The organism is Rivularia sp. UHCC 0363, assembly GCF_034931125.1.
Lineage (GTDB): Bacteria > Cyanobacteriota > Cyanobacteriia > Cyanobacteriales > Nostocaceae > Rivularia.
Window position 1 is genome coordinate 15,494 of sequence record NZ_JAYGHM010000075.1, and the last position, 23,205, is coordinate 38,698.

Annotated in this window: 20 protein-coding genes; 15 read left to right on the top strand and 5 right to left on the bottom strand. The window is 37.6% G+C overall.

Going from position 1 to position 23,205, the window contains the following annotated elements; all coding sequences use genetic code 11:
* Positions 1-69: 69 nt before the first annotated feature.
* The 8 genes from VB797_RS29325 (at position 70) to VB797_RS29360 (ending at position 7,987) form a co-directional block, all read left to right on the top strand.
* Positions 70-300: a hypothetical protein gene (locus VB797_RS29325; RefSeq protein ID WP_323241301.1), complete on the top strand. Its 231-nt coding sequence runs from the start codon at positions 70-72 to the stop codon at positions 298-300.
* A gap of 62 nt (positions 301-362) precedes the next feature.
* Positions 363-1,139 (top strand): peptidylprolyl isomerase, encoded by a 777-nt coding sequence (locus tag VB797_RS29330; RefSeq protein WP_323241302.1) that lies wholly within the window; start codon positions 363-365, stop codon positions 1,137-1,139.
* A 499-nt stretch (positions 1,140-1,638) separates the two neighbouring features.
* Positions 1,639-1,872: a hypothetical protein gene (locus tag VB797_RS29335; RefSeq protein ID WP_323241303.1), complete on the top strand. Its 234-nt coding sequence runs from the start codon at positions 1,639-1,641 to the stop codon at positions 1,870-1,872.
* Positions 1,873-2,402: 530 nt separating this feature from the next.
* A complete protein-coding gene (locus VB797_RS29340; protein WP_323241304.1) occupies positions 2,403-2,744 on the top strand; it encodes a hypothetical protein in 342 nt (113 codons plus the stop codon).
* A 349-nt stretch (positions 2,745-3,093) separates the two neighbouring features.
* Complete coding sequence (locus tag VB797_RS29345) at positions 3,094-3,741, top strand: sigma-70 family RNA polymerase sigma factor (RefSeq protein WP_323241305.1); 648 nt, start codon at positions 3,094-3,096, stop codon at positions 3,739-3,741.
* Between the two features lie 18 nt (positions 3,742-3,759).
* The gene (locus tag VB797_RS29350) at positions 3,760-4,704 is read left to right on the top strand and encodes a DUF1822 family protein (protein WP_323241306.1); all 945 of its coding nucleotides are present in this window, start codon (positions 3,760-3,762) and stop codon (positions 4,702-4,704) included.
* Positions 4,705-4,724: 20 nt separating this feature from the next.
* Positions 4,725-7,094: a CHASE2 domain-containing protein gene (locus tag VB797_RS29355; protein ID WP_323241307.1), complete on the top strand. Its 2,370-nt coding sequence runs from the start codon at positions 4,725-4,727 to the stop codon at positions 7,092-7,094.
* Entirely contained in the window at positions 7,091-7,987 is an 897-nt protein-coding gene (locus VB797_RS29360; RefSeq protein ID WP_323241308.1) for a DUF928 domain-containing protein, read from the top strand. Before VB797_RS29355 ends, VB797_RS29360 begins: the two co-directional genes overlap by 4 nt.
* Before the next feature lie 192 nt (positions 7,988-8,179).
* Here the strand turns inward: VB797_RS29360 and VB797_RS29365 are convergent, their stop codons facing one another.
* Genes VB797_RS29365 through VB797_RS29380 form a run of 4 tightly spaced genes read right to left on the bottom strand, consistent with a single transcriptional unit; the run spans position 8,180 to position 9,723 of the window.
* On the bottom strand, positions 8,180-8,452 hold the full coding sequence (locus VB797_RS29365) for a hypothetical protein (RefSeq protein ID WP_323241309.1): 273 nt from the start codon (positions 8,450-8,452) through the stop codon (positions 8,180-8,182).
* A complete protein-coding gene (locus VB797_RS29370; protein ID WP_323241310.1) occupies positions 8,449-8,919 on the bottom strand; it encodes a hypothetical protein in 471 nt (156 codons plus the stop codon). The genes VB797_RS29365 and VB797_RS29370 overlap by 4 nt, the downstream gene beginning before the upstream one ends.
* Positions 8,870-9,427, bottom strand: a complete 558-nt coding sequence (locus VB797_RS29375) for a hypothetical protein (RefSeq protein WP_323241311.1) — start codon at positions 9,425-9,427, stop codon at positions 8,870-8,872. The genes VB797_RS29370 and VB797_RS29375 overlap by 50 nt, the downstream gene beginning before the upstream one ends.
* A gap of 53 nt (positions 9,428-9,480) precedes the next feature.
* Positions 9,481-9,723: a hypothetical protein gene (locus VB797_RS29380; protein ID WP_323241312.1), complete on the bottom strand. Its 243-nt coding sequence runs from the start codon at positions 9,721-9,723 to the stop codon at positions 9,481-9,483.
* A gap of 249 nt (positions 9,724-9,972) precedes the next feature.
* Here VB797_RS29380 and VB797_RS29385 point away from each other — a divergent pair, with 249 nt between their 5' ends.
* The 5 genes from VB797_RS29385 to VB797_RS29405 all read left to right on the top strand — a co-directional run bounded on the left by VB797_RS29385 (position 9,973) and on the right by VB797_RS29405 (position 19,714).
* Positions 9,973-13,167 carry a filamentous hemagglutinin N-terminal domain-containing protein gene (locus tag VB797_RS29385; RefSeq protein ID WP_323241313.1) on the top strand — a complete coding sequence of 1,065 codons (3,195 nt, stop codon included), beginning with the start codon at positions 9,973-9,975 and terminating at the stop codon, positions 13,165-13,167.
* Between the two features lie 215 nt (positions 13,168-13,382).
* On the top strand, positions 13,383-13,655 hold the full coding sequence (locus VB797_RS29390) for a helix-turn-helix domain-containing protein (RefSeq protein WP_323241314.1): 273 nt from the start codon (positions 13,383-13,385) through the stop codon (positions 13,653-13,655).
* A 225-nt stretch (positions 13,656-13,880) separates the two neighbouring features.
* A complete protein-coding gene (locus VB797_RS29395) occupies positions 13,881-14,438 on the top strand; it encodes a transposase (RefSeq protein ID WP_323241315.1) in 558 nt (185 codons plus the stop codon).
* A 593-nt stretch (positions 14,439-15,031) separates the two neighbouring features.
* A complete protein-coding gene (locus tag VB797_RS29400; RefSeq protein ID WP_323241316.1) occupies positions 15,032-16,813 on the top strand; it encodes a ShlB/FhaC/HecB family hemolysin secretion/activation protein in 1,782 nt (593 codons plus the stop codon).
* Between the two features lie 225 nt (positions 16,814-17,038).
* Positions 17,039-19,714 carry a CHAT domain-containing protein gene (locus tag VB797_RS29405; RefSeq protein WP_323241317.1) on the top strand — a complete coding sequence of 892 codons (2,676 nt, stop codon included), beginning with the start codon at positions 17,039-17,041 and terminating at the stop codon, positions 19,712-19,714.
* 373 nt (positions 19,715-20,087) lie between these two features.
* On the opposite strand, the gene VB797_RS29410 is transcribed toward VB797_RS29405, so the two are convergent.
* Positions 20,088-21,524 (bottom strand): hypothetical protein, encoded by a 1,437-nt coding sequence (locus tag VB797_RS29410; protein ID WP_323241318.1) that lies wholly within the window; start codon positions 21,522-21,524, stop codon positions 20,088-20,090.
* Positions 21,525-21,821: 297 nt separating this feature from the next.
* Between VB797_RS29410 and VB797_RS29415 the strand changes: the two genes are divergently transcribed.
* A complete protein-coding gene (locus tag VB797_RS29415) occupies positions 21,822-21,998 on the top strand; it encodes a ribbon-helix-helix domain-containing protein (RefSeq protein WP_323241319.1) in 177 nt (58 codons plus the stop codon).
* 148 nt (positions 21,999-22,146) lie between these two features.
* A complete protein-coding gene (locus tag VB797_RS29420) occupies positions 22,147-22,410 on the top strand; it encodes a hypothetical protein (RefSeq protein ID WP_323241320.1) in 264 nt (87 codons plus the stop codon).
* Positions 22,411-23,205 lie beyond the last annotated feature (795 nt).

The window sequence follows — 23,205 nt, forward strand, 5'->3', positions numbered from 1 at the left end:
ATAAAGTTTGGAAAAACCTGACACAGAGCGATCGCAATCTAAATCACTTTACTAAAGAAGAAGTTTCAAATGGCAAATATTCAGATTTCCAACCTATACCCTGCTGGTACTGAGTTATTCAAAGACTCTGAAAGCTTTATGACCGAATTAGTTGATAACGAACTAAGCAGTATTAATGGCGGTATAAGGACACCAAGCCTAACACCAAACAGTCCTCGGTGCCATCCAACAGTACATAGTCCCTGGTGTAAAACTTCGCTTCCGCGTCCCATCGCTACTACTCTACCACCGAAGCTCTAAATTGAACTCAAGCAGCTAAATGAAAATTCTTGCACCACAAACTTCTTTCAAAGGAAAACAATATGATAGTAGAAACTTTAGAAAAAACTGAATTGGAGTCCACAGAGAAATTTGTATTGCCAACAATTTCCCCGGCAACAAATGAAGATATCCTCGCTTACCTGCGCCGTTCTTATAAAATTGCTGAAATTGCAGCTTCGGCTGAACGTGATACATTAGTTTTGAACATCTGCGAACAACTAGGCATTACTATTTCCGATGAAGAATTGCAAGCAGTAGGAGATACATTTCGCCTAGAACACAAGTTACTGGGTGCTTCAGAAACTCTCTCTTGGCTTCAAGAGCAGCAAATTACTGTAGAAGATTGGTCTCAAGGTATTAGAGTAGCGCTACTGACAAAGAAGTTGCAAGAACATCTTTTTGGTGACGCTGTTGATGCTGACTATGTAAGTAACCGCGATGATTACAAACGTGTTGCGCTGTCTCAGATTTTAGTAAGTGATTTAACAGATGCACTAAAAATAGTTTATGCAATTCGAGAAGAAAATGCTTCCTTTTGTGCTTTAGCCCTTTTACACTCCAAAGGTAAGCAGTCAAAAGAAAATGGTGGTTTTGTTGGTGTTCGCTTCCTAAAAGAACTGATGCGAGAGATTGCTCTGGCTATTGCTGAAGCGAAAGAAGGCGAAGCCATCGGACCTGTGCAAACGAAACTTGGCTATCACATTGTAAAAGTTGAAAAATGGTTTCCTGCTGAACTTAATGAAATCCGGGAGCAAGTTTTAGAATCTCTCTTTCAAGCTTGGCTACAAGAAAATAATAATTCTACTTTACGTATATAGGAATCCGGTTTGAATATGGAAGCAATTTGTTAAGAAAGGCAACAGAGAAGAGAAAAAAATGCTGACTTATAAACCTGCATCCGCAGGTTTTGTAACTATAGCCCCAGCCTTGCAGGCTGCGGGCGTTTTATGCAGCCTTACGAAGAATTGGTATCAGTAAAAACGGTCTGCTGCTTAAGCAGCTTCACCTGCCTCTAATAAAAGTTAGAAGCAGGTTTTTTATCACAAAATTTTGCAGACGGATTTTCAATCAAAAGTCATTGTATATTGTTTGATTTATTTGTTATTTTATCACTTTAAAATTATCTCTAATATTTTTTGCCATATTCAATGGTACTTTTTTGATAAATTATAGAAACATAATTGTAGATATTCCGCATATTTATAATTAATCTATCTATTGTAATACTGAATTTATTTAGTTTAAATATGTAATAGAGATGAGGCTTTTCTAAATCAAATCTCAATAACTAACAATCTACTTTGAGGATAATTTCCAATGGCTAATATCACAATTAACGAATTGTTCCCCACTGGTTCCGAACTATTCTTAGATTCCGAAAGTTTTCTTAGCGAACTAGTTGATGAGGAAACAAATCTAACTTACGGTGGAGAAAAATTAATTCGTCCAATTCCTACCAGACCATGTTTAACCAGACCAATTTTTACTATCAAAACATATCCTATTAAACCTTGTATTACAAGACCACCTTTTCCGTGGGCTAAAGCATAGTTTCTGCCGAGATGATTAGGCTTGCTTTGGCTGCATAATAGTCAAAATTGAAGCTGTTCAATCCCGCATTTTATCTGCCTCTAATTCATAAAGGCAGGTTTTTTATTGGTAAATTTTATTGATTGATTTTAAAATAAAACTAACTATATTTTGTTTTCTTGAATTCGTAATAGATAATTATAAATATTTTTTTAAAATCCTTGTCGTATTACATATAGGGATAGGGATTTTTCCAGATTATTCAATAGTAAACTACTTTAGTAGAAGCAATAGCTGAAGTAAATATGAACAGGAATGGCCGCAAGTGTCACAATCGTTGGTTGGTGCGTGACGCTACAAGTCTCATCGCTACGTTCAAATTTATTCATAGCGTCACACACCCGTTCAAGAAAATTGTGCCGGTTGCGGCCATTCCTAATGAAAATTAACTAACTATCTTAATACTTTAATGAATCTAGAGTTCAACATTTATCGCTCAAAACATAAGTCCTTTACTTATGCATTAAAAATCAGACGCAAACAATTGAAATATGCAATTAAATATTGGAATATTAAGCGTAGTTATTGAACTTTGGACAATAGCATTATTAAAAATTGAGGAAAATCTTATGCACACTATCGTCTCCAAGCCGCTCACTACTCTCGTCGCCACCGGCACTGCTGGCTTTCTTATTTTCAGCTTCGCGTTTGCTCGTGCCCAGGCACCTGTCCAAACAGTCTTCCTTTCCAATAAAGCCTCGTGCCAGCAAGCTCAGGCTAAACGGGAGAAAGCGGGATACCGCATCTTGCAGGCTTGCACTTACGCAGGCAACAAATTCTTTATCTGGAACATTGATCGCGGTCCCTGGATATTTAGGTATTACATTAAGTAATTATGAACTGCCTATTCACGGCATATACTGAATTCTTATTACACCGGGGGTGCTTTCCCTCGTCCTATAAATACGACTGTTTTTCAGCCTACTTCGGTAGGCTTTGTTACGATAGCTTCAGCAGTACTGCGCCAGGGTTCCCGCATTACGAGCAACAAAGTCCACCCTTATAGGGTGAGGGCGATTAAACTACTCTCCGTTTTCTTTAAGTAAAATAATCTTCATTTCAAAGCTTTGCATAAATCCCTTTTAATATAAACATTTGTAACAAAATACCGAGTTTTGCATAAAACTGACCTCATAAAACCATATCTAAAAATAGAGGGAAAGCAAACTTTTGGAGTGTCAGATGAATCCGACCTCGATTGATAACATAAATGTTCTGCTTGAGGAATTGGCTTCAACAGCACAGCAATACCCGCATTTATCAGCGCAACGACAACTAGCTCTGACAAAGCTGGTTAATATTATTATGCAATCGGGTAAACTTTGTTATCCGCAAAGAAGACAATATTCAACGGAAATCTATGAAGATATTTATCATGAAGCATTACAAGAGCTTTTTCTATATATTTGTCAAAATATCGACAAATATGACCCAGAACGTAGTTCAGTCATCAGATGGGTGAATTTTCTGTTAGAAAGACGATTTTTTTTTGAAGCAACTAGAAAATTCTTTGGTCAAAAAAACGTCACAAATATTACCGATATTGACGTAGATAACCTTGCTGAAACTGAAGAATCGCAGGATATCAAAGAAATTTTAATGGAATATCTCAAATTAGATCCAGAAAATCTTTTAAAAAAGGAATATATCAGAGAACATCCTCAAGCTAACTTTCAAATTTTGGCTCAAAAACGAATGTTGGGTAAATCCTGGAAAGAAATAGCCGCAGAATATAATCTAAATATTTCGACAGTAAGTTGCTTTTATTACCGATGCTTAAATAAATTCGCGGATAAAATCAAAACTTATTGTCAAGACTACGCACTTTAAAGTGGAGAGCAACAAATTATGCACAGTCTATCAAATTCTTTAACTTTTACTGTACCTTTGGGTTTAGAAGCTCACAATACGGCAGAAAAATTCCGTCGTCAACACAGTAATCCCCGAAAAGGACAACAGGTATATCTCAATACTTTAGCTGTGCTAGCGGTAAAATATTATCTTGGTTGCATGAGTTGGGAAACTAATTGGAAAAGCAGTCATAGTTATAATCCCTTCATGCAAGAATTGATGGATATTGCTGATTTACAAGTGGGAAATTTGGGTAAATTGGAATGTCGTCCAGTGTTATCTTCATCAGAAATACTTTTTATTCCTCCAGAAGTTGCCACAAATAGAATTGGTTATGTAGCAGTGCAATTAAATGAAAATTTCAAAACAGCTACTATATTAGGATTTATTAAAACAGCAATTAATCATGGCGAAATTTTTATCAATCAATTGGAATCTCTAGAAGATTTTCTCTACCATTTGCATCAGATTCAGCAATGTAAAAATGTCAAAGCAGGAGTAAATTTAAGCCAATGGTTTGATAATCTGTTTGAAAGCAGTTGGATGGCTTTAGAAGAAATTTTCGGTAGTTTAGAACAGAAAAAACTTGCTTTTAGAAGTGTTTCATCAGAACCTGAAGCTAATGTAGTACGAGCAAAAATCATCGATTTGGGATTACAATTAAAACATCAATCGGTTGTGTTGATTATTGCCATAGCCCCATTGCCCGAACAGAAAGTAGAAATATTAGTACAGCTACATCCAATTAATGAAACAACTTATTTGTCATCTAACCTCAGACTGAATTTAGTATCAGCAGATGAAGAAATTATTCAACAAGTTCAATCGCGAAGTAATGATAATTTTATTCAATTAAAACGCTTTCGGGGTTATTCTGGAGAAAGCTTTAATATTCAAGTGTCTGATGGTGATTTCACAATTGAGGAAACTTTTGTGATTTGAGACTTTTTTGTTGTGGTGCCATGAGTAAGCTAGTTGTCTTGAATTTGGGTCAGGGAGATTTACATAAAGGCTTTGCCGATGTCACAGTTCAACTTGGGTTGAGTTCAGATTCACGTGCAATGGAATTTCGTGGTAGTTTACCAGCAGCACCAGAAATTTCTCAACTTTATCGCAATTGGCAAATACTATACTCGGCTTTATATCGTAATTATGGTTGGTCTGTACGACTTGAAATTGAAGATGCTGATGTTACAAATGTTTCCGAAGTTGAATTTCATGATTTGTGTGAGCAATTATCCTTTAAAATTAATGCTTGGCTCAATTCCGACCAGTTTCGTTTCCTAGATCAAAAATTACGCACCCAATTGAATCCACATGAAGAAATTCGTTTTATAATTGCAACTTGCGATAAATTATTGCGACGACTTCCTTGGCATTTGTGGAGCTTTTTTGACGATTACCCGAATGCTGAAGTTGCATTGAGTTCTTTGGAATTACAACGACCAAATAAAATATATAACAAAAATAATAAAATTAATATTTTAGCAATTTTTGGTAATAGTCAAGGAATTGATATTAGTAAAGATAAATATTTTTTAGAAAAATTATCCACCAAAGCTAAAATTAGTTTTTTAATTGAACCAGAACGCAAGCGATTAAGTAATGAACTTTGGAAAACAAATTGGAATATTTTATTTTTCGCTGGACATAGTTACAGTCGAGAAACAGGAGTGCTGCAAATAAATCAAACTACAACAATTACTTTAGATAGGTTAAAACATACATTAAAAAAAGCAATTGAAAACGGTTTGCGTTTGGCAATTTTTAATTCTTGTGATGGTTTAGGTTTAGCAGAAGCCTTAGAAGATTTACACATTCCCCAAGTGATTGTGATGCGGGAACCTGTTCCGGATGTGGTAGCACAGGAATTTTTGAAACATTTTTTAACAGGATTTTCTAGCGGACAACCTTTATACTCAGCTTTACGCGAAGCACGAAAAAGACTTGAAGCAATAGAAGATGAATATCCCTGTGCAACTTGGTTACCAATAATTTGCCAAAATCCTCTAGAACCACCGATGACTTGGCAATTGCACAGAAAGATGATTACTCCGAAAAGTGTTTTAACAATATTGCTGACCAGCTTATTGGTAACTACTTTAATCATGGGAGTGCGGTATTTGGGTTATCTACAAACCTCAGAATTACAAGCTTTTGACCATTTTATGCAATTGCGATCGCAACTTGTCATCGAAAAACCAGATCCACGTCTTTTAATCATCACGATTGATGAAGCGGATATTTCGTATCAACTCGATAAATCAATGCAAATGCGATGGTCACTATCCAATCAAGCACTTGCTCAATTATTAGAAAAACTGGATAAATACCAACCAACAACTATCGGTTTAGATATTTACCGTGATGGGAATATAGACCCAAAATATCCCAATTTAGCAAATCGATTTGAGCAAGATAATCGTTTATTTTTTGTGTGTAAAGTTGCGACTACTGATGAAGATGGCAATAGTGAAGGAATTCGACCACCTTCTGGAGTTTCCTCAGAACGTATCAGTTTTAGTGATTTAGTCGAAGACGAAGATAATATTGCTCGTCGGCAACTTTTGCATTTAACTCCTCCAATCGAATCAAAATGCAGTGCAGAATATGCTTTTAGTTTACAACTAGCACTCGATTATTTAGATAAACAAGGTAAAACATCAGATGTTACACCTGAAGGTTATTTACAAATTGGTGACGTTGTATTCAAGCAATTAAAGCGACACACAAATGGTTATCAAAAAGTAGATGCATCCGGTTATCAAATATTATTGAATTATCGTTCTCTCTCTTCTGTAGAAAAAATTGCCGAGCAAGTAGCTCTGAGAGATATTTTGAATGAAAAAATACCATCAGAGTCGGTTGAATTACTCAAAAACCGGATTATTTTAATTGGTCTTTCAGCTCCTACCAACACTACTGATTTCTGGAAAACACCCTTTAGCGGCACTGCAAAACCCAGTCACAAGCAAATACCGGGAGTATTCGTACAAGCGCAGATGGTAAGTCAAATTCTCAGTGCAGTTTTAGACCGCAGACCTTTATTATGGTGGTGGTCTCGATGGGTAGAAGTAATTTGGGTATTTGTCTGGTCATTAATTGGAGGAATAATAACATGGAGTTTTTTAAAACCATTGCATCTAGGACTAGCAGTTATAGTCGCACTTTTTACCCTATTTATTACCTGTTTTAGTATTTTTACAGTCGCTGGGTGGGTACCGTTTATTCCTTCAGTATTAACGTTGTTAGGTACTCAAATAGCGGTAATTTCATGGATTAAACGAAAGCATTTTATTGAAAACAGAAGACAATTAAATTTGGAATTATGACAAAACAAAAGTTACTTTATCAAACGATTTATACTCAAAAGGCGGAGCCTTCAAACACTAGTTCCCAGGAACCGATTCCTAGGAAACAGAACAACCATAACAAATTAATCCACTATAGCGGTTTTAAGCACCAGATATTTCTAATTTCTTTATTATTCGTTGGTTTAATTTACTCACCAACAGTACAAGCACAATTATTATCTGAAAATACTATCGAAAATTTTCAAAAACAAGCTAAAAGACCGAAATTGCCTAGAAATGGCGCTCCTACAGGTCGTCGTAGAGCGGGAGCCGGACGTAATCCAGAATGTCCAAGCTCCCTTACACGTTTGACAGCTTTAGTACCCGGTAATCAAGGAAAATCATTTTTAGCATCAACAGTTGCAGATTATCCAACTTTTTGGTTTTATGTTCCCGAACTACCTAAAACCATAACTAAAGCAGAATTCGTATTACAAACACAAGATGGTAGACAAGTACAAAATGTTTATCGAAAACCTCTGACTTTATCAGGAAAACCCGGTATTATTAGCGTTACTCCACCAGCAAAACCGCAATATTCTTTGAAAGCGAATCAAACATATCATTGGTATTTTCATATTTATTGCGGCGATACACAAGCAACATCTGATAATTTTTATGTCGATGGATTTATGCAAAAACAGGTGTTAACACAAACTCTTAATAATCAATTAAAAACAGCGAAGCCAAGGGAATATCTTGCTTTTAGTGCTAATAATATTTGGTACGATGCTTTAACTAATTTAGGTCAATTGCGTCGTGCTAATCCGCAAAATGCCATGATTAATCAAGATTGGGTTAATTTATTAAATGTACTTGGGTTGCAAGATTTTGCCAAAGAGCCAATTGTAGAGCATTATAACTTGGAATAGCAGAAGTCGGATTATTAGGATAAATGTTTGTAGTAACGCCTTTTTGCTAAGTCCTATTCATTATAGGAATGGCCGCAATTGTCACAATATACGGGTGGTGCGTGACGCTACAAGTCTTATAGAACCGTTTAAATTTTTCCGAAGCGTCACACACTAGGGTGTTGACTTTGTAGAGAATGCGTTAAAAAAAGTTCATGCAAATTTTGTGTCATCGTCATGGACTGAAAACACAGTTCTTCTTTGCGATAGTATGGACTGACCAAAAACTTGGGATAACCATGCTTTGAGATCAAGGTATCGAACAGTTTGTAATGCCTGCTTAACTACAGAAGTTGTCAGATTCATAGTACATAGTGAAATATTTAAAACTGTTTGACCTATTTGTTTAATAGGACATCTAGAAGAAAACTGTTTATATTTCCCGAAAATTGATTCAATGATGTCGGAAGTAGCCAACAGAGTCATGGATGCTCCCCTAAAGAACTTTCTTTAATAAGATAATCAACAATTTTTTTGTTAAAATTTGAATTTATATTCATGTCTAAGTCAGATTGAAAAAACTCAAAATTAGTTACAGATTGTTGGCTAATTCCACGAGTTTTGAGATAAGCCTCTACAGTTCTTGTAATCTCAATCATTTGACTCCAGACTTTGATTTCTTCCTGATATTCAATTAGCCATCCAAACTTGTCATTGAGCTTTTGATTCAATACTTTCGTTTCAATATTTGGTAATAAATCAGCAATTAAATCGATTGAACAGTTCCATACTTTTTGCGCCCAATCAATTAGTCTCTCTACGTTAAAATATCGGCACTGGCAGCGTTGAGATGGAGGTGATAGAAAAGATAATTCTGTTTGTTTAAGTTGGTTTCGACTTTGATTACAACGTTGAATAAAAGATTGATATCTTTCCGAATTGACCGTCTTCATGTTTAAGAATTAGAGCCATTGCATGAGTTACATCATAAGTATAAATTACTGAAGGATTCTTCTGAGTATAGAGTTTAATTCCTTTTTGAAGGTCGTTACCATGATCTGCTATAATCTGAAGTGGAAAACCAACTTTATCTGTTAATTTACTCAGCTTTTCTTCAATTAGATCACCTCGCGTTGAATCCATGATTTCTAGCATCAAAACTTCAACATCCTGATGTTGTAATCCTCGATTAAAAGGTAGAACATATTCAGACAAGTATTCTTGAGTTACACCTAAAACTAATAGACATTTTTGTTTTCCTAGTTCCATTGTTAAGTCAACAATAAAAATCCAATCTGAACGATATTCTTTTTCTTTTTGAAGCTCATATAATCCAATACGTCCCAGCCAATTTCTTATACTACTAAAGCTTGGAGTCGAAATTTCCAAATCCGAGGCACTTAACTTAAAGTTTTTTTCAACCCCTCGTAAACTACCTCCACAAACAATAACTTGCTGCACTGCTAACTGTACTGTTTCAACGCTGTAATGATGTCCAACAGATGCTGATAACTCTATTGGCTCTCTACAATTATTCTCTTTTTTTTTTCTGTAATATCTTTCTTTATGAAGCGTAATTCTTTTTCTGCTATCATTGCACGCTGTTTCCAATTTTCTCGTGAGAGCAACAAATCTCTAACTTTTATTTCCAAGAATCTAAGCTTTTTTTGTCTTAAGAGTGCTGTTTCTTTCCAGTTCTCTCGGCTTTTTCTAAACAAACGTATTAAACGCTTCGATTGGCTTTTGTATTCTTTCATTGACAATCAACCTACATCCAGTACCGGAAAGGTATATAATCTGTATGAAGAAATATCACCTCAAGCTACCCAAAGTCAACACCCTAGTCACACACCCTACAAGCTTACGTAAAACAAACACGTTCATTTGCGTAAGTTCTATGTTAATTTATTCTTAATAAAGAATTAACTAAAAATTATCATTTATAAACTAAAAATTATATTAGGGCTTGTGCCTTAATGTATTGATTACTAATTTATTGGGGTGCAATGTTAATAAAAACTCAAAGTTGGTTTTGGTACAGTAAGTTCCTTTTAGCAACTGTGTTAATTGCTTCCTTGCAACAACGTGTTTTTGCCCAGATTACCCCAGATAACACCTTACCAAATAACTCTAACATTACAAGGGATGGCAACACATTTAATATTAATGGAGGAACACAAACAGGAAGTAATTTATTTCACAGCTTTAGTGAATTTTCCGTCCCTACTGACAACATTGCTTCGTTTAATAATGCTGTAGATATTCAAAATATTATTACTCGCGTTACGGGTAATTCGATTTCTGATATTAATGGGTTAATTAAAGCTAATGGTAATGCAAATTTGTTTTTAATTAATCCCAACGGAATTGTATTTGGTGAAAATGCACGATTAGATATTGGTGGTTCTTTTTTAGCAAGTACAGCAAATAGTTTGAAATTTGGTGATGGTATTGAGTTTAGTGCAAATGCTGCTCAAACCCAACCTTTACTAAGTGTAAATGTTCCCCTCGGTTTGCAATATGGAACAACTCCTGGAAGTATCAATAATCAATCTAGAGCAACTAACACTGAAGGTGAATCTGTTGGTTTAGAGGTGAATCCAGGTAAAACATTAGCGCTTGTGGGTGGAAATGTAGAATTAGATGGTGGTAGATTAAGCGCTGCGGGTGGTCGAGTTGAGTTGGGTGGGTTGGCTGGAGAGGGGACGGTTGGATTGAATGGGGATGCGAATAATTTCAGTTTGAGTTTTCCTTCGCAGATAGTGCGAGCAGATGTATCCCTTAATAATGCTTTAGTAGATGTAGTTGCTGGGGGTGGAGGTGATATTGTAGTCAATGCCCAGAACTTAAATATTTTGGGAAGAAGTATTTTAAGCAGTGGTATTGGGCAAGGATTGGGGACATCTGAAACTGTTGCCGGAGACATTACACTTCATGTTACCGAGGAAATGGTTGTAAATGAAGCCAGCACTGTTATTAATTCAGTACTATCTGAAGCAACAGGTAAAGGTGGCAACATCAACATTACAGGTGGGTTACTCTTGGTAACAGATGGCGGTTTACTAAATGCCAGCACTTATGGTCAAGGAAATGCAGGTAATATAAATATCAATGCTCGCGATACTATCTCCTTTAATGGAGAAAGTAGTGATGGATTGCCCAGTGGGGTAATAAGTGCTGCGGAATTGGGAGGAGTGGGCAATGGTGGTAACATTGAAATCACGACTGGATCATTGTCTGTAACAAAAGGAGCTGTCTTAACTGTTTTGACCAGAGTGCAGGGAGATGCAGGCAGTATAAAAATTAATGCTCGTGATACCGTCTCTATTAATGGAAAACTTAGCAATGGATTTACAAGTGTAGCATCTAGCACTGTGGAAAAGGGAGCAGTGGGTAAAAGTGGCGACATTGATATTCATACGGGAACGCTCCTCATAACAAATGCCGGTTTACTAAATACCAGCACCTATGGGCAAGGAGATGCAGGTAATATAAATATCAATGCCCACGATCTTGTCTCCTTTGATGGAGAGGGTGCAGCACATAGCTTTGTGCAAAGGGAAGCAATAGGTAATGGTGGCAGTATCGACATCCATACAGGGTCGCTCTTTGTAAAAAGTGGCGCTGCACTGTCTACTAGCACTTATGGGCAAGGAAATGCAGGTAGTATAAATCTTAATGCTCGCGAAACTGTCTCTTTTGATGGGGTAGGTCGCAATGGATACTCCACCGGGGCAAGCAGTTCTGTAGGTTCTAGTAGAGCAGTAGGTAATGGTGGCAGTATCGACATCCATACAGGGTCACTCTTTGTCACAGACGGCGCTATACTGTTTACCAGGACTGACGGGCAAGGAAATGCAGGTAGTATCAATATCAATGCTCGCGATACTGTCTCCTTTGATGGGGTAGGTCGCAATAGAGAGTCGAGCGCGGCAAGCAGCGCTGTGGGAGCTGAAGCGATGGGCAACGCTAACAGCATCAACATCCACACGGGGGCGCTCTTTGTCACAGACGGTGCTATACTGTTTGCCGGCACCCAAGGAGAAGGAAATGCAGGTAGTATAAATATCAATGCTCGCGATACTGTCTCCTTTGATGGGGTAGGTCGCAATGGGTTTTCCAGTAGTGCAAGAAGCTCTGTGGGTTCTCAAGCGATGGGTAACGGTGGTAGCATTGATATCCAGGCGGATTCACTCTTAGTCACAAATGGCGCTTTCCTGTCTACCATCACTCTAGGGAAGGGGAATGCAGGCAATATCAGTATTAAGGCTCACGATACTGTCTCCTTTGATGGGGTAGGTAGTGATGGATTCCCCAGTGGGGCAAGAAGCTCTGCGGGTTCTCAAGCAATGGGTAACGGTGGTAGCATAGATATCGAGGCGGAGTCACTATTAGTAACAAATAGCGCTGAACTGCTTGCCAGAAGTCAAGGAAGTAAGAATGTGGCAGGCAACATAGTAGTTGAAGTAGACTCTATCCGTCTGGACAACCAAGCAGTCCTAAGTTCTGAGACTCAAGGAGGAGAAGGTAACATTTTTCTCGACTCCCAGACATTAATATTGGGTCGCAATAGTAACATTACAACTAGCGCTACTGGAAAAAACGTCATCGGCGGCAACATCAATATCAATGCTGATTTTCTGATTGGTTTTGAAAATAGCGACATCCGCGCCGATTCTCAAGACTTTCGTGGCGGTAATGTATTAATTAATGCTCAAGGTATCTTCGGTATGCAGTTCCGAGAGCAAAAGTCTGATCGCACAAGTGATATCACTGCCACTGGTGCAAGTCCCGAACTCAGCGGCACCGTAGAACTTAATACACCTGAAGTTGACCCCAACAGTGGTTTAGTAGAATTACCAACAATCCCAGTTGACACTGAAGTACGAGCAGGTTGCTACTCCCCAGGTTACGCTCAAAGCAGTTTCGTCATCACCGGACGCGGTGGTTTACCAACCAATCCCAAAGACGTTCTCACTCCCGATACAGCACAAGTAGATTGGGTGTCTGTTAAACCCAGCAATCACAAAGGTTCCTTACCACCTGTGACAACTAAACCAACTATTTCCACTCCTAAACCTATTGTGGAAGCCACGGGTACAACATTAAATGCCAAAGGACAAATAGTTCTTGCGGCTAATCCATCAACGATTAATCCTGATGCTTCGAGACAGCAACCAATTAAGTGTCATGGTAGTTAAATTTACTCTTGCTTTGCTACATTATTAATTCAGGAATGTCCGCAATTGTCACAATATACGGGTGGTGCGTGACGCTACAAGTCTTATTGCTACGTTCAAATTTTTTCCGAAGCGTCACACACTAGTACAGGTCGGCGTAAATAAATCGACCAATATTGTGGGAGAATACCTAATAAGATAAAAAGTCTTTTAGTTGAAAAGTAAGGAATCAGGGTGTGGCACGACTAGCTCCAAAAGAATTAAAATTGAATGATGGCGATCGCCTAGAACTTCGACAATTGATTAGTAAACACAATACATCACAACAAGTAGTGTTGCGAGCAAAAATAATTCTTCTAGCCTCAGAAGGAGAAAATAATGGCGAAATAGCTAGAACACTAGATATTAGCCTGGATATGGCTCGTTTGTGGCGAAAAAGATGGTTAGAAAATAGCAATAAAGAATTGTCTATTTTTCTTCTTGTTAGAAGATTTGGAGCGTACTGGTAAACCAGTAAAATTTACTATGGAACAAGTAATCGAACTATTCGAAGACAGCTTGTTCACCGCCTGAAGATTATGGACGACCAATTAGTCATTGGACACCAAGAGAATTGGCTGATGAAGTTATGAAGCAGGGGATTATAAAAAGCATATCTATCCGCCATGTTGGAAGATTATTAGAGGAAGCACATCTCAAACCCCACCAGAGTCGTTACTGGTTAACCCCCCCCTGTGGACGAAGAGTTTGACGCAAAAGTTGAAAATATTACTGGTTTATACATAAGTGCAATAGAACGTCATAAAAATGGAGAACGGACTATTTCTGTTGATGAAATGACTGGTATTCAAGCGACTGAACGCCTAGAAAAAGACTTGCCAATGCGACCAGGAAAGGTTGAAAGAAGAGAGTTTGAATATATCCGTCATGGAACACAGACCTTAATTGCGAATTTCGATGTTGCTACTGGTAAAATAATTGAGCCAAATTGTGGTGATTCCAGAACCGAATCAGATTTTCTCCTCAACATCAGTCGAATTATTGAAAGCGATCGCCATGCCAAAAAGTGGCATTTAATTATGGATTGTCTTAATACTCACCAATCCGAGTCACTGGTTCGTTTTGTTGCACAAAAAGAAGGTTTGAATATTGAATTAGGTATTAAAGGTAAAAGTGGTATCCTCAAGTCCATGAAATCCCGTGCAGATTTTTTGAGTGACCCAGCACATAAAATTGTTTTCCACTATACACCCAAGCATTCCTCCTGGCTCAACCAAATTGAAATTTGGTGAGCGCATTTTGGTTCGTAAGTTATTGAAGCGAGCTAGCTTTAAAAGCCAGTATGACCTCAAAACCCGAATTCTTGAATTTATTGACTACTTTAACATAACAATGGCTAAACCTTTTAAGTGGACATATAAAGGCAAAGTCTTAGCTGCTTAATACTTGGTTTATTTACGCCATGCTGTACTAGGGTGTTGACTTTGATAAAAATTCCCGTTTTTTAGTTCATGCAACTTTTGTGTCCAGAGAAACTCAAAGTCCATGTAGCATAGGCTTTTACCAAATAAGTCACTAAATATTTAGCATGAACTTTTACCCCAGAAAAACACCCAAAGTCAACACCCTAGTCACACACCCTACAAGCTAAATATTAAGAAGATGATAATTACACAAGTCGGGTTTTTACGATATTCTATTCGTAAACCAAAAAATACTCACAAAAACCCGACTTCTTACCCCACAGACTTCTGTACGAATAAATTCCCATAAAATTATTTAAAATATTAATCAAAAAAACTCGTTCTGCTTTTCTCCCTACTCCCTAATCCCTTTATTACAACTTTTTAACCACACATCATAATATATGTATGAAAAAATGGTCATGATAGCTAAAATTACTCATACTTTTGCAATATCTTGCTTACTTATATTGCTCAGTAGCTTGATAACTAAACCCAGCAGCGCACAAACAACAGATAATCTACAGCAAACTCAAAACTCTCCCTCGCTCCCGGAATTACCGACACCCCAGGATCTCCAACCACCTTTACCCAAACCACCAACTTTACCAAAACCACCACCACAATTACCACCACCATCCGAACTACTCAAACCTTCACAACCACCACCGACACAAGACGAACGACTTCCCGAAATATCACGAAGTTTCACTATTAAGAAATTTGAAATAATTGGTAGTACAGTATTCAGTTCAGAAAAATTCACCGAATTACTTGCTGATTTTACCAACAAACCGATCACTTTTGCACAATTATTAGCAGCTCGTTCTAAAATTACCGAACTATACATTCAAGAAGGATACATTACTTCTGGAGCTTATATTCCCGAACAAACTCTCAGAGATGGTGTTGTCAAAATTCAGATCATCGAAGGTGAATTAGAACAAATTCAGGTTACTGGTACTAGACGACTCAACCCAAATTATATTCGTAGCCGCATAGCTTTAGACACATCTACTCCTGTAAATCAAAACCGTTTATTAGAATCTCTACAATTATTACAAATCAATCCTTTAATTGAAAATTTGTCGGCTGAACTGTCTGCTGGTTCACGTTTCGGTTCTAATATACTGGCTATCAAAGTAAGGGAAACAAATACATTCAATACACAAATCATACTTGATAATGGTCGTTCACCGAGTATTGGTAGTTTCCGACGACAATTACAAATTAATGAAGCAAATTTATTAGGACTTGGAGATGGTATATCAGTAGCATACAATAATACTGATGGTAGTAATAGTATAGATGCCAGTTACAGTTTACCCCTCAATCCCCGCAATGGTACTCTTACCTTCAATTATGGTAATACATCAGCCGATGTAATTGAACGTCCTTTTAATACGTTAGATATTGAATCTGCTTCTCAATACTACGAACTTACATTCCGTCAACCTCTATTACAAACTCCCAGTCAAGAATTTGCTCTGGGAATCACTGCTTCTCGAAGGGAAAGTGATATTTCTTCGTCTGTATTTGAACGAGAAGATATTCCCCTTTTTCTAATTTCACCGGGGGTTGATGAACAAGGAGGTACCAGAGTAACTGCGTTCAGATTTTTTCAAGAATGGATTTCCCGTAACACTCAACAAGTGATTGCTGCTCGTTCGCAATTTAGCTTGGGAACTGGTGCATTTAATGCCACAATTAATGGTGATGCACCTGATAGCCGTTTTTTCGCTTGGCGAGGACAAGCGCAATGGGTACGTTTGTTAGCACCTGATAGTCTACTATTAGTCCGTGGTGATGTGCAACTGGCTTCTACAACCCTTCTAGCTTCAGAACAATTCGGGTTGGGTGGTATAAATAGTGTACGGGGGTATCGTCAAGATTTTCTGTTGAGAGATAATGGCGCTCTTGCTTCTGTAGAATTGCAACTACCGATTCTGCGTGTATCTGATTGGGATGGACTGTTACAAGTTACTCCTTTTGTAGATGTTGGTACTACTTGGAATAACTCGTCGAATAGTGATAAAAATGATATTAGTACTTTAGCTGCTGTTGGTTTGGGTTTACGTTGGACGCAAGGAAATAATTTGACTGCTGCTGTTGAGTGGGGTATTCCTTTGGTTTCTGTTGATACTCAAAGTAATAGTTGGCAAAAAAATGGGTTGTATTTTTTTGTGCAATATAATTTATTTTAAATTGTTTTTATTAAACGCGGAAGAAAGCAATATACTGCAAAAGGGTAAAATCCAGGCTTGTGTCATGCTGAGGCACATTCGCTTAGCCTTCCTGAAGGGTAGCATCTCCAAGGTTTTCACATCATTTAAAAGTAAAGTTATAATCCGTTTTGAGTATACAATCAGAAGTCGGGTTTGTAGGTTAAATCTCCTGACAAAAACTAAATATGAGGTTAAGAAGTTTATATGAGATTTTTCAAAGGTTTTTTACTAGCTTTATTGACTACGTTTTTTTGTATCTATCTATCGCTTTTTTGTGATTCATCTCATAAAAAAGCGATAGGTTTTGTCAAATCGAAAATCCAATTTTTTTCTAATTCAGAAACCCAGTTTGCTGTTAATCCAATTCCTGGTTCTAAAGGTTCTAATTTATTGCAGGAAAGTCAAGTACTTTATGAATCAGGAAGATATTTGGAAGCGGTAGAGTTTTTAAAAACCGCAATCCTTGATTTTAAAGCTAATAATCACCAGTTAAATCAAGCTATTGCTTTGAGCAATCTTTCTTTGGGATATCAGCAATTAGGACAATGGCAACAAGCAACTGAAGCGATTACGCAAAGTATTCAACTCTTACAAACTCTGGAAAATTCGAGTTCTTCACGGGAGATAGCACAAGTTTTTGCTCAAGCAATGGAGGTTAGAGGAAAACTGGAGTTAGCACGAGGACAAATTGAAACTGCTTTACAAACTTGGCAAGAAGCGGCTAAAATTTATCAGCAGTTAGATGATACGTCAGCACTGATTAAAAACCGGATTAATCAAGCTCAAGCAATGCAAGCTTTGGGAAATTATCTGCAAGCAAGGAATACTTTAAATTCGGTACAAGAAGTACTACGAAAACAAGCAAATTCTTCTCTGAAAGCTAGAGGATTAACTAGTTTAGGAAATGTTTTGCAAAGTTTGGGTTATTTGAAATATTCCCAAAAAATTCTCGAAGAAAGTTTATTAGTTGCAAGAGAAGTTTACGATATAAATGCTCAAAGTAATGCTTTACTTAGTTTGGGTAATACAAGCCGCGCTCAAAGATATACTGAACTTAGTTTAGGTAATTCAAAAAATGCTGAAGTTTACGCTCAAAGAGCAATTAAATTTTATCAACAAGCGACGCAAATTGCATCTACAACACCCACAACATCTATTATTAGTCTGCAAGCTCAATTAAATCAATTAAGACTTTTAGTTGAGCAAAATCAATTGAGTATAGCTAAAGCTTTATTACCTCAAATTCAGTCTCAGATCAACTATTTACCTGCTTCTCGCACGACTGTAAATATGCGGATTAATTTTGCCGAAAGTCTGAGCAAAATGGTAGAGTATGATATTCCGCGAGAAAATGTTGCTCGGATGTTAGCACAAGCGGTGGAAATGGCTAACAAGTTGCAAGACCAACGCAGTGAATCTTATGCTTTGGGTACTATGGGTGAACTGTATGAACAAACTGGACAGTTATCTGATGCCAAGAATGTGACACAGCACGCTTTAAGGAAAGCGGAATCTATTAATGCTCAAGATATTACTTATCAATGGCATTGGCAGTTAGGAAGGATACTGCAAAAGCAATCAGATATTCCAGCAGCAACGGTCGCTTACAATCAAGCATATAACGCTCTCAAGTCTCTCCGCAACGATTTGGTGGCAGTTAATCCCGATGTGCAGTTTTCTTTCCGCGAAAGTGTGGAACCTGTGTATCGTCAGTATGTTGATTTACTTTTGAAGTCTACTGACAATACTGATAATCTTGTTCAAGCTCGTGAAGTAATCGAATCTCTACAATTAGCTGAATTAAATAACTTTTTTCGCTCACCTTGTGTACAGCCAAAAGTTGGGGTTGATGAATTGGTGGAAAAGCAAAAATCCACGGCTGTTATTTATCCGATTATATTAGATGACCGATTAGAAGTTATTACCAGCTTCCCCGGACAAGATAAAATTTACCGCCACACTACTAAAGTGTCCAAAGACGTATTAGATAACACCGTAGAACAATTACAGAAAGATTTACCTATTGCCAGTCGAGAGCCTGATGTCAAGCAGTATTCACAACAGTTGTACGATTGGTTAATTAAACCTATTGAATCAGATTTAACAAATAAAAACATAAAAAGCCTAGTATTTGTACTAGATGGTTCCTTACGGAATATCCCAATGGCGATTCTTTACGACAAACAACAGCAGAAATATTTGATCGAAAAATATGCGATCGCCTTGACTCCTGGCTTACAACTTGTTGACCCCAAACCATTAGGAAACGTGGCTCTTAAGGCATTAGTTGCCGGAATTGAAGGAGAACAAGTGATTGAAGGAAAATCTTTTTCTTCGCTTCCAAATGTGGGAAAGGAATTGAGACAAGTCCAAGCTGGACTTAAAAAAAGTGAACAATTATTAAATCAAGAGTTTACTAAAAAAAGTTTACAAAACAAGATTCAATCAAATCCTTTTTCCGTAGTTCATCTCGCAACTCACGGACAATTTAGTTCCGACCCAGAACAAACTTATATTTCAGTTTGGAAAGACTTACTCAAAGTTAAAGAGTTAGATACTTTATTGCGAGTCAGAGTCCAAAACCGACCAGAAACTATCGAATTACTCGTCCTGAGTGCTTGCAAAACCGCCACCGGAGACAAACGTGCGGCTTTGGGATTAGCTGGTGTTGCGGTACAGGGGGGCGCACGTAGTACAATAGCAACTCTGTGGACGGTAGATGATGAATCAACTAGTAACTTTATGGGTGAATTATACCGCCAATTGAATGCTGGAGTAACTAAAGCCGCAGCATTGCAAAAGGCTCAATTAGCTATTTTAGCTCAAGAACATCGTCCGTATTTTTGGGCTCCTTATATTCTTGTAGGGAATTGGTTGTAGAAGCTAAAATTCAAGATTTGAAACCTGATGCCATCACACTGATCCTGATATAAAAATCTAACCGTGAGGGTTTCGTTCCTCATTATAAGGAATCTCAACTCCTGGGTGAATAATTGGTATCCAAAATAAGCACCACTCTTGTGGTGTCATGAGTTTTAGAAGTGTAAATATAGCGGTTTTCAGTTGGGTTTGTTCTGGGTTCGTAGTAATACAAATAAAGCGAACCAACGAGGAATTTTCTTGCTCTTAGTTTGCGGTTCTTGACGACATTGCATATTACTTATTTATGGAAGATTTTTTGTCATACCGAAACTTTGTGCCATTAATTTTTAATTAAAGGCAATGTTTTACAGAAATAGAATTTACTTTCAATCTAAAAAGGAATTTCTTGCTCTTGATAACTAGGATGCGATGCTTTCAAATCACAGATAAAAGCAGTTAGAGCATGAATTCCCGTGTACAAAGTTCCACTTTTTGTTTGATATCCTCTAGCACTCCAACCATTCCAACCAAGATTTTTTCCAATCTCGCCAAACTCAGTAATGACAGAATTAGATTTTGACTTCTGCTGCAATTCTTCTTGCTGTTTTCTACTCATTGCTTGAAGTTGAGTTAATTCCTGCTCCCTTCGGGAAAGCACGTTATTTAATCGCTCGACTTCTGACATTAATGGCTCAATACTTTTCTCTAACTCCTTGTTAACCACCTTTGCAGCTTGCTTGTTTAAGGTATTACCCCAGCTATCTTTGTTTGAATCTTCGAGGGCTTTTTCTAAGTCTTTTATTCGTTGTTGGAGTTGTTGATTCTTATTCACTAAATCACGCACGGACTGCAATTCGTTTTCTTTGGCTATTAGTTGCTCGATTAGTTGATGTTTGGCTTGTTCCATCTGAGTCGCGTGCTTCTGGGCAGCAATTATTTCTTCTTTGGCGGCTTTTAGCGCTGCATCTCGGATTTCTACAAATTTTCCCAGTTCAACTTCTGCTTTTTCTTTCTCTCGTTGTGCTAAAGCTTCGGCTATTTTTTGTTCAACTTCGACTGGGGTAAACATTTCCTTTGGGGAAGCTGGTTTTATATCACTACGAAGGGATTCTGGCTGAATTTGGTGTGGTTTGAATAGCTGCTTAACTTCCATTCCTTGAGCGACTGTGTGGTCAAGCAGAACCCAGAAATCATTATTCCATTCGGAAATGATTATTCCGCTATAACCAGTCCAACCCCTATCGTCACTTTTGATTACGATTCGCGTTCCGGGGTTAAGGAGTGGGGGAGTGGAGGAGTGGGGAAGTGGGGGAATATTGTTCGACTTCCCTCGCTCTCCCTCTCTCCCCCTCTCCCGCTCCTCTTTGATTTGTGCTGCTGTTATCTTTGGCGATCGCACAAGTTCCTTTACCAAGTCGTGGCTAACTTTGGTTAGTTGACGCAGTGCTGATACACTCCATTTTTGGACATTGGCGCGTACCAAATGTTGCAGACGTTTTGGAAGTTTTGAAAACCAATTGTAAATTTCGATTGCGGCTTTAGCTATATATTGGGAAGCGCCGAAATCATCGGATGCTAGCCAATTTTCAAATACTTTTTTACCTTTTGGGCAATGAGCAATGCAGTCTTCGTAAATCGAGTTCAATGCTTTTCCATTTTCTATTAAGCCGTCAAAGGTTTTGCGGACGAAGCCGATGAAATGGTTAAGCGTAGTTTTAACTTTACTTTGCAGATCGGGATTCTCAAACCGAGAATAATCAAAGTTTGCGGCGAATACAAATGGGGGGTAGACGTTTTGGGTCTTGTCGTCCGAAGCTAGCTTATGCATAATATAAGGTATCCCTAATAAAAGTATCCCTTTTGTTGAATGGGAAACCAAACCCTCCGAGATTGATTGGTAGTCGTTACGGGGGGTTTTGGCTTTTAAATTATTTCTGTCGCATCAAGCACCGCAAGATTAAAAATTTGTGGCGCTTGTTTTTAGTATGATAATCTCATTATAACAAATTGAGCTAATTATTAGTAACTAATCTATAACTAATCGCTACTTAATGGTAGTAAATGGCTCAATTAGTGAAGCTTGACTGTACTATGGGAGGGAAAACGAAACTTGATGTAAAACATCGTGAGTAAAAGGGTTTTTGTAACTTTGCCTGATTCAGTATTTGAAGAACTAGAGCAGTGGGCTGATTCCCAAGGAAGACCAACTGCTAACCTTGCTGCTTTCTTGATAGAGACTTCCATTAGACAAGCCAAAGAAAGTGGTGAAATAAATCCACAAAAAACAAGGGAAAGTAAGTAAAAATTAATTAGCCATATAGCGATCGTACAAATGTGGTTTATGTATCTATTGTATTGAGAATTCGCAAATAAGTCAATACAAATAATCAATGCAGTTGTAACCACAATTTAAATGTAGTTAAGTTAGAGATACAGAATAATTGAAGGATATGCCAAAAAGAACCTTTATATCAGTTGAAACAACACAGGAAATAAAAGAAGCTTTAAAACGTAAAGCTGGCATAGAAGGAAAAACTGTTACCGATGTTATTTCAAACATGGTTAACGAATATCTAAATGCACCGGCTTCGGAAGCTCATGCGACTAATGTAATTAGTTTGGAACAAAAAGTTCAGGAAATGCACCAAACTCTTGAGAAGCATACCCAAATTCTTAATCAGTACCAGCAATGCTTGGGGGAATTATCAGCCTGAGAGAGGAAAACGAAGCTCTCAGGCGGACTCATCAAAAATTATTACAGCTTCTTAAGGAAAAGCCCGCTGACGATTCAATGGGTTAAATTTTTTCATCTAATTCTGTATTGATTTGATACATACAATATATACAAATAAACAGCAGCATCTATCTCTATTCTCTTACGACTTTTGACACCCAATCAGCTTGCTCAGGATATAATTTTGCCAAATATCCGCATATTTCATAAGCTGCATCTAGATAATAAGCAGAAGGAATTAATAGGCGTTTAAAATTGGCTTTATCTCCTGTTTGAGCTAACCATGAAGCAATACTGGGGAAATACCAATTGCGATAGCGTTCGCGTAAGGGTGTCTCCTTGGGACTCAGCGCTGCTGCAAGCAGATCGCGAATAATAGTGTCTGCTGTTTTTACTGCGTCTTAACCTTTTCCTGCAATAGCTTGTATTTGAGCAATTATCTGAAGTGCTTCTAAAAGTTTTGTCTCATCCTTGATTTTATCTTTAGCCTCAAGAGCAGCAGCAAGGTTTGTTATTTTTTCGCTTGTTGAAACTGATTCCAGTTAATAGTCTAAAGTGCCTTTAGTTTTTCAATGCCATCTTTATGGACTTTTCCCTGAATACGGATGTCTAATTCTCTATGCGAAATTCCCAAGTTTGACTTTTAGTGCTGCCAAATTTTAAGTGCATTCCCGATTCTAAAGGTATTTCACGTCTGTAGATTTGTTCCCAGCCACCTGAACGTAAAATCCAAGTCGTACCATAGGTAGATAAATCTTGTAAATAGTAAGTTCGT

What these genes read in the sequence shown, in the direction of transcription:
- VB797_RS29370 (WP_323241310.1), bottom strand. Translation starts at nt 8,919, where the DNA reads ATGAAGACGGTCAATTCGGAAAGATATCAATCTTTTATTCAACGTTGT.
- VB797_RS29340 (WP_323241304.1), top strand. Translation starts at nt 2,403, where the DNA reads ATGCAATTAAATATTGGAATATTAAGCGTAGTTATTGAACTTTGGACA.
- VB797_RS29335 (WP_323241303.1), top strand. Translation starts at nt 1,639, where the DNA reads ATGGCTAATATCACAATTAACGAATTGTTCCCCACTGGTTCCGAACTA.
- VB797_RS29405 (WP_323241317.1), top strand. Translation starts at nt 17,039, where the DNA reads ATGAGATTTTTCAAAGGTTTTTTACTAGCTTTATTGACTACGTTTTTT.
- VB797_RS29325 (WP_323241301.1), top strand. Translation starts at nt 70, where the DNA reads ATGGCAAATATTCAGATTTCCAACCTATACCCTGCTGGTACTGAGTTA.
- VB797_RS29345 (WP_323241305.1), top strand. Translation starts at nt 3,094, where the DNA reads ATGAATCCGACCTCGATTGATAACATAAATGTTCTGCTTGAGGAATTG.
- VB797_RS29350 (WP_323241306.1), top strand. Translation starts at nt 3,760, where the DNA reads ATGCACAGTCTATCAAATTCTTTAACTTTTACTGTACCTTTGGGTTTA.
- VB797_RS29410 (WP_323241318.1), bottom strand. Translation starts at nt 21,524, where the DNA reads ATGCATAAGCTAGCTTCGGACGACAAGACCCAAAACGTCTACCCCCCA.
- VB797_RS29365 (WP_323241309.1), bottom strand. Translation starts at nt 8,452, where the DNA reads ATGACTCTGTTGGCTACTTCCGACATCATTGAATCAATTTTCGGGAAA.
- VB797_RS29330 (WP_323241302.1), top strand. Translation starts at nt 363, where the DNA reads ATGATAGTAGAAACTTTAGAAAAAACTGAATTGGAGTCCACAGAGAAA.
- VB797_RS29355 (WP_323241307.1), top strand. Translation starts at nt 4,725, where the DNA reads ATGAGTAAGCTAGTTGTCTTGAATTTGGGTCAGGGAGATTTACATAAA.
- VB797_RS29380 (WP_323241312.1), bottom strand. Translation starts at nt 9,723, where the DNA reads ATGAAAGAATACAAAAGCCAATCGAAGCGTTTAATACGTTTGTTTAGA.
- VB797_RS29400 (WP_323241316.1), top strand. Translation starts at nt 15,032, where the DNA reads ATGATAGCTAAAATTACTCATACTTTTGCAATATCTTGCTTACTTATA.
- VB797_RS29385 (WP_323241313.1), top strand. Translation starts at nt 9,973, where the DNA reads ATGTTAATAAAAACTCAAAGTTGGTTTTGGTACAGTAAGTTCCTTTTA.
- VB797_RS29360 (WP_323241308.1), top strand. Translation starts at nt 7,091, where the DNA reads ATGACAAAACAAAAGTTACTTTATCAAACGATTTATACTCAAAAGGCG.
- VB797_RS29420 (WP_323241320.1), top strand. Translation starts at nt 22,147, where the DNA reads ATGCCAAAAAGAACCTTTATATCAGTTGAAACAACACAGGAAATAAAA.